The organism is Paraburkholderia solitsugae, assembly GCF_013177695.1.
GTDB classification, from domain to species: domain Bacteria; phylum Pseudomonadota; class Gammaproteobacteria; order Burkholderiales; family Burkholderiaceae; genus Paraburkholderia; species Paraburkholderia solitsugae.
In genome coordinates this window covers 25,513-36,148 of record NZ_WOEY01000065.1, presented here as the reverse complement: position 1 = coordinate 36,148, position 10,636 = coordinate 25,513, and the positions used below count along the sequence as shown (strand labels likewise).

Sequence of the window (10,636 nt, the reverse complement as noted above, 5' to 3'; positions counted from 1 at the left end):
GCAACTATCGACCAACCCATCACAATCCGAAGACGCACGCTGCCTACCGTTGCGCCTCGGCACACTCATCGGCCAGGGCTTCGTCTTCTATTGCCGAGGCCAGAATCATCGCTAGCGCATTGGCCGGCGGGCGGTGCCCCTGGCGGGGACGATAGATCGGATCCCCCCTTCCGATGGTGTTTCCGCTCAATGCGCAGATGCCCGTTCTGGCTGAACGGCATCTGAACCAGACCTGGTCTCCATAGTGACAACGCGTCGCGTCTTGCCAAAGGATGACGACTGAGTTTTCCGATCGGCGTTCCAACACCCTGACCAGTGCGCTCGTTACGGCCATCTCGGGCGCATTTAACGGGGGCCTGCGAACACGACGCTCACACGCAGCGGTGCGATCACCTGCTGGAACAGCGCGCTCCCGCCGTTCTGCCGCATTCGTCGCTTCGCAACCGCAATCACGCACCAGGGCGCTGATAATGCCGCTCCATGGCGTGCTGTCGCTTGCTGCGTTGCGGCCTTGCTTCGATACCGATTTGATCAAGCCTGCGCGCATCGCATACCTCGAATTGGGTGGCGGCCTATCCTGATTCAAAGGGCGCTGTGCCGCCGCCCCGATCCAGGAAGAACACTGTGTCGATCACACTAACCCGCGATCTTCTGCGCGATCTCAGCGACGTGCTTACCCTGGAAGCGCGCGATCTCCAGTTCGTTCGCCGAAGGTTGCCGGCTGCCGTCAGTGCCTGCCAGCGTCGTCGCCCCGTAGGGCGTGCCACCCGTGATCTCATCCATCTTGACCAGTCCCGCGCATGAATACGGCACGCCCACGATCACCATGCCCTGATGCAGCAGCGTGCTATGGAACGACGTGATGGTGGGCTCCTGGCCGCCGTGCTGGGTACCGGTGGAAGCAAAGACGCTGCCGACCTTGCCGACCAGCGCGCCTTTCATCCACAGCCCGCCCGTCTGGTCGAGAAAGGTCCGCATCTGTCCGGCCATATTGCCAAAGCGCGTTGGCGTTCCAAAGATGATGGCGTCGTAATTGGCTAACTCGTCAGGGGTTGCCACAGGCGCCTTCTGGTCGAGCTTGACGCCGTAGGCAGCAGCCTGCTCGGCAGGAATCGTTTCAGGCACACGTTTGATCGTCACTTCGTTGCCTGGCACTGACCGGGCGCCTTCTGCCACCGCGTCAGCCATGGTTTCGATGTGACCGTACATCGAGTAGTAGAGAACAAGTACTTTCGACATGATTACTCCTTGGTTGAAGGACGTTCCGCCACGCCATCTACTTCCCGTCTCCGATAAAGTCGCTCACGAGCTTGATCGTCGCGTCAGGGGCTTCCTCCATCAACCAATGCCCTGAATTCGGCACAACCGCTTCCTCTACGGTCGTTGCGGCGTTTCGCATCACGACCGCCATCGTTGAGCCAAACGACTGTTCGCCACCAATCGCAAGAACGGGCATTGGGAGTTTGACGCGCGAGGACATTTGATTGTCCGCAACGTCGTTAGTGCCGATGGCATTGAACTGAGCAAAGGCGGCCCGCATGGCGCCGGGCTGCGCATACTGTTTCGCGTAATACGCACGCGTCGCTTCATTAATTCTGGAAGGATCTCCTGCAAAATCGTCCCAGAAACGGTCAAGATAAATTCGCTCCCGGCCGGCTACCAGCCGCTCGCAATCCCGGCCGCCAAAGTCGAAGTGCCACAACTTCGGGCTGCGCACGATTTCGTCCCAAGGCGCGATGCCAGGCACTGGCGCATCCATGACGATGAGTTTGTCGACCTTGTCCGGGTACCGGGCCGCATAGGCGTAGGCCACCATCGTCCCGATATCGTGGCCGACCACCGCTGAATGATCCTGCCCGAGCGTTGTCATGACATACCGGATATCCGCGGCCTGAGATTTCTTGTCATATCCGCCGGCCGGCTTCGAGGATCGCCCCATGCCGCGCAGGTCCGGAACGATCACGGTATGCGTTTTGGCCAGCTCCCTGGCAAGCGGCCCCCACATCTCGCCCGTGTCCCCGAACCCATGAATCAACACCACGGCCGGGCCGGTGCCGCCAGAACGCACGAAGATTTGCGCGCCATCCGGCGTCGAGATGGTCCGCGTAGCAAAGCCCGCGGGGAAGGACGGGCTGGCCGCGAACGCCACTTTATTCACAAGCGCAGTACTCAGCATCAGCATGACAATAGCTCGCCTATCCATGACAGACCTCCGTATTTCTATTGTGGTTTAACGGTCAGACGTACGATCTGACGTTCAATCAATCATCTTCGGCGTCTGGTCCAGGATCGCACTGGCTCAAGAAACTGCACCGAACGCTCGGCCGCCATTAACGCCGACAATGCGCTCTCATGGGCCTGTCGACGGTTCGCGGCTGAGTGATGTGTTTCAAAGTGTTCACGGCTGCACGCCCATGTTTCGTAGAGAACGAGCGTTTCCGGTTCATCCACTGAGCGATGAAGAAATGCACTCAGGAAATCCGGTTCCTGAGCCACGCTGTCCATCATTTCAATCAGCCTGTCTTCCAGCTCCCGCCTGTGTTCTGGTTTTCCCGGCAACTGAACGACCAACGAGATGGTCAGCTTCATAGACGCTCCATTGCGAGCCAGCAGAGCCGGCGCAGGTCCCACGGAAGGTTCTCAACCCGCATAACGGTCAACGTCAGAATGCTGGTTTGCGCCGCGCAGCGCCATTGACCGCCAGGGCGATTTTTTTATGGAGCGAAGGGAGGGGCTTTATCTCATCCTTTAGGACGAGTGAATCCTGCAGCGAGCCAGCGCCGCCACCTGGCAGTGTGCGAGAACCGTCCTGCCTTGCTCGGTCAGGCTTAACTGCCCACGATATTCCTGTTTTTTTTGAAAGTGCTTCAAAACCTACGCCAATTATCAAACCGCAGCGTAATAAGCAGAATGTGCCCACATCACCGGCCCCTGCATTGCGGGTCATGAAGCCAGAGCATTCAACGGAATCGCCAGCGATCAGGCGACGTTGCTCCCGGCCCTGCTAACTACCTCGGAGATTCACCGTGTCCCACTCAACATCGCTCTTTACGCCTGTGGCTATCGCCGGCCACGCGCTCCCCCATCGCGTCGTCATGGCGCCGATGACGCGGGCACGCAGCACCCAGCCTGGCGATGTACCCAACGCAATGAACGCCCGCTATTACGCGCAGCGTGCGTCGGCTGCGCTGATCGTGACCGAGGCCACGCAGATCTCGCCGCAAGGCAAAGGCTATTCGTTCACACCGGGTATCTACAGCGCTGAGCAGATCACAGGATGGCGCCTTTCGACCGACGCGGTTCACGCTGCCGGCGGCCGGATCTTCCTGCAACTCTGGCACGTGGGGCGCATGTCGCATCCGGACTTTCATGATGGCGCGCTGCCCGTCGCCCCTTCCGCGGTGCCGTTCGACGGCCAGATCTGGAAGGTCGACCCGATGACTGGCGTGGGCGCGATGGTTGACTCCCCGACGCCGCGCGCGCTGACCACAGACGAGGTCAAGGGCGTTGTCGCGAGCTTCCGTCAAGCCGCCCGCAATGCGATGAAGGCGGGCTTCGATGGCGTCGAGATTCACGGCGCCAATGGTTACCTCGTCGACCAGTTCCTGCGGACGACGTCCAACGGGCGGACCGATGAATACGGTGGTTCGCGTGAAAACCGTTTGCGCTTCCTGAAGGAAGTCGTCGATGCGGTGGCCGACGAGGTCGGTGCCGATCGCACCGCCATCCGTCTCGCGCCGTTCCTGACCGCGCGCGGCATGGACTGCCCGGACATTTTGCCGACCATTCTCGAAGCGGCGGAGTTTCTTCAGGCACGCGGCATTGCGTACCTCCATCTGGTCGAGGCCGACTGGGACGACGCCCCGCAATTCACTGAGGAATTCCGCCAGGCAATCCGCGCCCGATTCACTCAGCCCATCATCGTTGCGGGCAACTACGACAAGGCGCGAGCCGAGTGGGTCATCTCCAGCGGCTATGCGGATCTGGTCGCCTTTGGCCGCCCATTCGTGGCCAATCCGGACTTCCCGCACCGTCTTGCCAATGACCTGCCTCTCGCCAGTTTTGACAGCAGTATGCTGTTTGGCGGCGATGACCGCGGCTACACAGACTATCCCAGCCTGTCGCAGACGGCCGATGCCGACGAGGCTCTAAGCGTCGACAGTCTGGTCTGAACATCCGCCATGCCACCGCTGGCTATCGTGCAGCGGTCCGCATCCGGAAACATCTGAGTCACCCGTTCCGGAACCGCATGAAGCCGGAACCCACCTAAAACGGAAATTGAATATGAACCAGCTCACATCGAAAAAAGTTCTCGTCGTTGGCGGAAGCTCCGGGATCGGCGCAGCCACGGCGAAAGCATTTGCCGAACTCGGCGCGGACGTGCTCATCGCTTCGCGCGACGCGGCGAAACTGGCTGCGACGGCAACCGGAATTGGAAAATCCGTCAGCACAGCCGTGCTGGATTCGACCGATACCGATGCCGTGGAAGCGTTCTTCGCGAACGCAGGCCCGTTTGATCACGTGGTGATCTCCGCAGCACAGACGCGGGGCGGCCCCATTCGCCAACTGGAGCTTGCCGACGCTTACGCTGCGATGGACAGCAAGTTTTGGGGCGCGTACCGCGTGGCCCGGGCCGTGAAGATCACCGACGGTGGGTCGCTGACGCTTGTTTCCGGTTTTCTGAGCGTTCGTCCGAGCAAAACGTCAGTGTTGCAAGGCGCGATCAACGCAGCGCTAGAGGCTCTGGCGCGCGGTCTCGCACTGGAGCTGTCACCGGTACGGGTGAACACGGTGTCGCCGGGACTGATTGCAACACCGCTGTGGTCGAAACTCACTGAAGACGACCGCCAAAGCATGTACGAAGGGGCGGCAGCGCGCCTGCCCGCGCGTCGTGTCGGCCAGCCCGAAGACGTGGCGAACGCCGTCGTCTATCTGGCGAGCACACCCTTCGCGACGGGTTCCACCGTGCTGGTCGACGGCGGCGGTGCAATCGCCTGAGGGCGGCGCGGGCCACACGCGGTTCAACCGACGTCCAGGCTCGGGTATGATCTGACGCTGCCTTGATCCACCGGCAAAGCGAAGGTCACATAACGTTGACCTTCCGCTTCGACTCCGGCTCGACAGTTAAACCATGCCCATGCACAACGCGGATTCCGACACCTCTCTCGATTTGCCCGGGCACAGTTCGCCGTGGACGCTCTTCTGCATTTTTCTACGGCTCGGCCTGACCTCGTTCGGTGGTCCTGCCGCGCATCTCGGCTACTTCCGCGACGAGTTCGTCAAACGCCGCCGTTGGCTCGACGAGCATACGTTCAGCGACGTGGTCGCGCTGTGCCAGTTTTTGCCGGGTCCCGGCAGCAGTCAGGTCGGTATAGCAATCGGCCGTTTTCGTGGTGGCATTGCTGGCGCGCTGGCGGCCTGGCTCGGCTTCACGTTGCCATCAGTGCTGCTGATGGTCGCGTTCGCCTACGGTTTCACTCATCTGGCGGACGCGAGTGCGCTCCATCTGCTGCGCGGCCTGAAGCTCGCAGCGGTCGCCGTCGTCGCGCAGGCGGTCTGGTCGATGGGACGCACGCTCTGCCCCGACCGTGCCCGCGTCACCATCGCGGCGGCGTCGGCCATCGCGGTGATCGTGCTCGGTGCGGCTTACGGGCAGATCGCTGCGATTGTCGTGGCGGGCATGGCTGGCGCCCTGCTTCTGAAATCGTCGACCGAGGTGCCACGCGCCCCACTCGGCATGCCCGGTACAAAGACCGGCGCTTTCGCCTGCCTCACGATCTTCGTGCTGTTGCTAATCGGCCTGCCTGCCGCGGCCGCCTTGCTGCATGCCTATCCGCTCGACCTGTTCGCGGCGTTCTACCGGGCCGGCTCGCTGGTGTTCGGCGGCGGCCATGTGGTGCTGCCTCTGCTTGAAGCGGTCGTGGTGCCGCGCGGCTGGCTCTCGACCAATGCATTCATGGCCGGCTACGGCGCAGCCCAGGCGATACCGGGACCGCTGTTCACGTTCGCGGCGTTTCTCGGCGCCGCCAGCACCGGTTATCCGGCTGGCATCCCCGGTGCGCTGATCGCCACCGTGGCTATTTTTCTGCCGTCGTTTCTCCTGGTCGGCGCGGCGTTACCGCTGTGGGGCGAGTTGCGCGCGTTCGCCTCGATGCGCCGGGCGATGGCTGGCATCAACGCCGCCGTGGTCGGCATTCTGCTCGCCGCGCTCTACGATCCGGTGTGGACCAGCGCGGTTCACAGCGGCCGCGATTTCGGGCTGATCGTGGTGGCGCTCGTGATGCTTGGCTGGTGGCGCGTGCCTTCATGGGCCGTGGTGCTGCTCACGGCGCTGCTTGCTTGGTGGGTGTGAGTTGACGGACGCAGCTTGACTGACGTGATTGAGCGTGGAGAAGAGAAGGCGGCTCTAACTCACGTGCAGGTCACGCCAGCGAGTGCGAGCTTGAACGCACCCGAACAATTCGGTGATACCTGACCAGACAAGGACGCAACAACACGGGCTGCTACACCGAATAACAGCCAGCGCGAAAACGCAGCAAGCGGTTATATGAAGAACCCTGCGGCGCGCGCAGCGCCGCCGGAAGAATGACGGCCTTGTCACCAGGGCGGAATGTGCGAGAACACTGATTCCAGATGCACCACTACCGTGGCTGTGCGGGGGACCCGCTTATGAGCTGGCGGTGTGAGCCGCTTTCTTTGCTTATCTTTCTTTGCGGCGGCAAAGAAAGTAAGTGCCGCCCCGCACAGGGGCGACACTAATAGACCAATAAGAAATCAAGAAAAGGCCAAAAAGCCAGATCAAGGAAAGCCCAACGCCGCAGGCGTCCAAACGAAGCATCAATTCGCCGCCGCCCCAGCATCCGCAGCAGACGCTCCTGCGGTCTTCATAGCGCCAGCCCCATCCGTCCCATGCTGAATAGCATAGATTTCCCGATTCCGCGCAATCTCCGTCGCCGTAGGCGGATAGTCATTATTATGCGTTGGCACGAGCCCTTCAGCCTGAGCCTGCTGCAACTGAGCCATGACATCAGCGCGCGTCAACCCAGACGGATTGGATTGAGCGAAAGCACTCGTGCCGAACGGCAGACTAAGAGCAGCAACAGCAATAGCGGTAAGCAGTTTCATGATGTCTCTCCAGTGAAGTGCAAGAAATGAGTGGCCTGAACCACGCTTCCCATTGTTGTCATTTCACCTGTCGGAGCACTGACCTGCAGATTACCGTTTTGTTATCTACGCACCGCCGTCAAAAACGCCCTCAGATAACAGAACCGTAATCTACTGGACCGCAGCCGGTAAGCGCCCACAATCCACACTCCTGACTCACGAAGAAGCCCGCGTCACGCCCCGCCAGGCACTGAAACAGGACGCCCGCCTCCATCCGCCTCTTTTCAGGAAACCGTCATGTGGATCGTCAAGCTCGCGCTGCGCCGCCCATATACATTCGTGGTTCTCGCGGTGTTGATCTTTATCATCGGCCCGCTCGCGATACTGCGTACGCCCACCGATATCTTCCCGAACATCAACATCCCGGTAGTCAGCATCGTCTGGACGTATAACGGCTTTTCCGCCCAGGACATGGCCAACCGCATCACGTCGAACTACGAGCGCGCGCTGACCTCCGACGTCGACGATATCGAGCATATCGAATCGCAATCGCTGAACGGCGTCTCGGTAGTAAAGATATTTTTCCACCCCGGCGCCGACATCAACCGCGCGATCGCCGAGGCGGCCTCCAATTCCGCATCGATCCTGCGCGTCCTCCCGCCCGGCACGTTGCCGCCGAACATCATCACGTACAACGCGTCGACGGTCCCGATCCTGCAACTCGGACTCTCCAGCGACACGCTGTCCGAACAGCAACTCTACGACCTCGGCAACAGCCAGATCCGCACGCAACTCGCGACGGTGCAAGGCGCGTCCGTGCCACTGCCGTTCGGCGGCAAGGTCCGGCAGATCATGGTCGATATCGATCCGCGCGCGCTGCAGGCCAAGGGCCTTTCCCCGCTCGACGTGGTCAACGCCGTCAACGCGCAAAACCTGATTCTGCCCGGTGGCACCGCCAAAATCGGCACGAAGGAATACAACGTGCAGATGAACGGCAGCACCGACACGGTGGCCGCGCTCAATGATTTGCCGATCAAGACGGTGGCCGGCGGCGTGGTGTATGTCCGCGACGTCGCCCACGTGCGCGACGGGTATGCGCCGCAAACCAACATCGTGCGCAGCAACGGCAAACGCGCCGCGCTCCTCACCATCGAAAAATCCGGCAGCACGTCCACGTTAACCATCATCCAGCAGGTCAAGGCGATGCTGCCGCATATCGCGGCCGGTTTGCCGAGTGCGTTGCATATCACCGCGCTGTCCGATCAATCGGTGTTCGTGAAGTCGGCCGTGATGGGCGTGGCGCGCGAAGCGGTGATCGCGGCTGCGTTGACCGCGTTGATGATCCTGCTGTTTCTCGGCAGCTGGCGCGCCACGCTGATCATCGCGGTATCGATTCCGCTTGCGGTGCTGACCTCGCTGATCGCGCTGTCCGCGCTCGGCCAGACCATCAACATCATGACGCTCGGTGGGCTCGCGCTCGCGGTGGGTATTCTCGTCGACGATGCCACCGTCGCCATCGAAAACATCACGCACCATCTTGAAAACGGTGAGCCGCTGCACGACGCGATTCTGAATGGCTCGGGCGAAATCGCCGTGCCGACCTTTGTCTCGACGCTATCGATCTGCATCGTATTCGTACCGATGTTTCTGCTTTCTGGCGTCGCGCGCTATCTGTTCGTGCCGCTCGCCGAAGCGGTGGTGTTCGCGATGATCGCGTCGTACTTCTTCTCGCGTACGCTGGTGCCAACCCTCGCGATGTATCTGATGCGCGCGCGCAGTAACGCGCCGGTCACGGGAAACGGCCCGATTGCACGCCTGATCCGTTTCCAGTCCGCCTTCGAACATCGTTTCGAGAGGCTGCGCGAACGCTATCGCGGCGTGCTCGGCTCGGCGATTGAAAGACCGCGCCGTTTCATCGCTATCTTCCTGTTGCTGTGTATCGGCTCGCTCGCGCTGGTGCCGTTTGCGGGTCGCGATTTTTTCCCGGCCGTCGATACCGGCGAGATCCGCCTGCACCTGCGTGCGCCGACCGGCACGCGTATCGAAGACACCGCCCGCATCACCGATGAAGTCGAAGCCCGTGTGCGCAGCGTGATCCCGAAGCAGGAACTCGCGGCGATGCTCGACAACATCGGCGTGCCGGTGAGCGGCATCAATCTGACCTACGATTCATCCGACCCGATCGGCCCGGAAGACGCCGAAGTGATGATCACGCTTGCAGCCGGACACAAGCCCACCGCCGCCTATGTGGCGACGCTGCGCACCACGCTCTCAAAAGATTTCCCCGGCGTCACGTTTGCCTTCCTGCCCGCCGACATCGTCAGCCAGATTCTCAACTTCGGCCTGCCCGCGCCAATCGATATCCAGATCGTCGGCAACAAGCTCGACGCCAATCGCGTCGTGGCGAACCGTTTGCTTGCACAACTGCGAGGTGTGCGCGGCCTCGTCGATGCGCGCATCCAGCAACCGGGCGACGAACCCGCGATCAACGTGAATGTCGACCGTACGCGGGCGATTCAGGCCGGCCTGTTGCAACGCGACGTGTCGCAGAATCTGCTGATCGCGCTTTCCGGCAGTTCGCAAACCTCGCCGAATTTCTGGCTCGATCCGAGCAACGGCGTCAGCTATCCGCTGATGGCGATGATGCCTCAGTACGACATCAACTCGCTGCAGGCGTTGGCCAATATTCCGGTCGCACAGAGCAGTGGTGCAAGTGCAGGCGTGGCGACAACCGGCAACGGCCCTGCCCCGCAGAACCTGCTCGGCGCGCTGAGCACGCTGACACGCGGCACCCAGCAGGCTGTCGTCTCGCACTACAACGTGCAGCCAGTGCTCGACATTTTCGCGTCGGCGCAAGGGCGCGATCTCGGCGGCGTGGCAGCCGACGTGACCCGGCTCGTCGATCAGATCCGGCCGCAACTGCCGCCGGGCGCGTCGATCGTCGTGCGCGGCCAGGTGCAGGCGATGCACGACTCGTTCAGCGGCCTCGCAAGCGGTCTCGTGTTTGCGATCGCCCTCGTCTATCTGCTGATGGTCGTCAATTTTCAGTCGTGGCTCGATCCGTTCATCATCATCAGCGGTTTGCCGGGCTCGCTCGCGGGCATCGCGTGGATGCTGTTCAGCACCGGCACGAGCCTGAGCGTGCCGGCCTTGACCGGCACCATTCTGTGCATCGGCATTGCCACGGCCAACAGCATTCTTGTGATCAACACCGCGCGCGAATTCCACCACGGCGGCAAGCCGCCGCTGCAGGCTGCGCTCGAGGCGGGCTTCGGCCGCTTCCGGCCGGTGCTGATGACCGCGCTCGCGATGCTGATTGGCATGCTGCCGATGGCGCTCGGCCTCGGCGATGGCGGCGAACAGAACGCGCCGCTTGGCCGCGCCGTGATTGGCGGCCTCGCGCTCGGCACGGTGTCCACCTTGCTGTTTGTTCCGGTCGTCTACGGGATGGTGCATGCGTGGCTCGACAAACGCCGTGCGGCCCGCATCGACACAGAAGAATCCCGCGTTCCCGCCCGCACACTTTGATTCC

The 10,636-nt window shown here is 61.8% G+C and carries 10 protein-coding genes; 4 read left to right on the top strand and 6 right to left on the bottom strand.

All coding sequences use genetic code 11. The annotated features are described in order from the left end of the window. Positions 1–43 precede the first annotated feature (43 nt). The 5 genes from GNZ12_RS15960 to GNZ12_RS15940 form a co-directional block, all read right to left on the bottom strand. Positions 44–334, bottom strand: a complete 291-nt coding sequence (locus GNZ12_RS15960; protein ID WP_172311733.1) for a DUF3331 domain-containing protein — start codon at positions 332–334, stop codon at positions 44–46. 302 nt (positions 335–636) lie between these two features. Beyond that, positions 637–1,239 carry an NAD(P)H:quinone oxidoreductase gene (gene wrbA / locus GNZ12_RS15955; RefSeq protein ID WP_172311357.1) on the bottom strand — a complete coding sequence of 201 codons (603 nt, stop codon included), beginning with the start codon at positions 1,237–1,239 and terminating at the stop codon, positions 637–639. Between the two features lie 37 nt (positions 1,240–1,276). Continuing rightward, positions 1,277–2,182: an alpha/beta fold hydrolase gene (locus GNZ12_RS15950; RefSeq protein ID WP_216673231.1), complete on the bottom strand. Its 906-nt coding sequence runs from the start codon at positions 2,180–2,182 to the stop codon at positions 1,277–1,279. Between the two features lie 83 nt (positions 2,183–2,265). Next, on the bottom strand, positions 2,266–2,589 hold the full coding sequence (locus GNZ12_RS15945; RefSeq protein ID WP_172311353.1) for a putative quinol monooxygenase: 324 nt from the start codon (positions 2,587–2,589) through the stop codon (positions 2,266–2,268). Positions 2,590–2,662: 73 nt separating this feature from the next. Continuing rightward, positions 2,663–2,947 (bottom strand): hypothetical protein, encoded by a 285-nt coding sequence (locus GNZ12_RS15940; RefSeq protein WP_172311351.1) that lies wholly within the window; start codon positions 2,945–2,947, stop codon positions 2,663–2,665. 79 nt (positions 2,948–3,026) lie between these two features. Between GNZ12_RS15940 and GNZ12_RS15935 the strand changes: the two genes are divergently transcribed. The 3 genes from GNZ12_RS15935 to chrA all read left to right on the top strand — a co-directional run bounded on the left by GNZ12_RS15935 (position 3,027) and on the right by chrA (position 6,352). Next, entirely contained in the window at positions 3,027–4,172 is a 1,146-nt protein-coding gene (locus GNZ12_RS15935) for an alkene reductase (protein ID WP_172311349.1), read from the top strand. A 112-nt stretch (positions 4,173–4,284) separates the two neighbouring features. After that, positions 4,285–4,998, top strand: a complete 714-nt coding sequence (locus tag GNZ12_RS15930) for an SDR family oxidoreductase (protein WP_172311347.1) — start codon at positions 4,285–4,287, stop codon at positions 4,996–4,998. 139 nt (positions 4,999–5,137) lie between these two features. Continuing rightward, positions 5,138–6,352 (top strand): chromate efflux transporter, encoded by a 1,215-nt coding sequence (gene chrA, locus GNZ12_RS15925; RefSeq protein WP_172311730.1) that lies wholly within the window; start codon positions 5,138–5,140, stop codon positions 6,350–6,352. Between the two features lie 485 nt (positions 6,353–6,837). On the opposite strand, the gene GNZ12_RS15920 is transcribed toward chrA, so the two are convergent. Further along, positions 6,838–7,125 (bottom strand): DUF4148 domain-containing protein, encoded by a 288-nt coding sequence (locus GNZ12_RS15920; RefSeq protein ID WP_172311345.1) that lies wholly within the window; start codon positions 7,123–7,125, stop codon positions 6,838–6,840. Between the two features lie 276 nt (positions 7,126–7,401). Here GNZ12_RS15920 and GNZ12_RS15915 point away from each other — a divergent pair, with 276 nt between their 5' ends. After that, positions 7,402–10,632, top strand: a complete 3,231-nt coding sequence (locus GNZ12_RS15915; protein WP_172311344.1) for an efflux RND transporter permease subunit — start codon at positions 7,402–7,404, stop codon at positions 10,630–10,632. Positions 10,633–10,636: the final 4 nt, after the last annotated feature.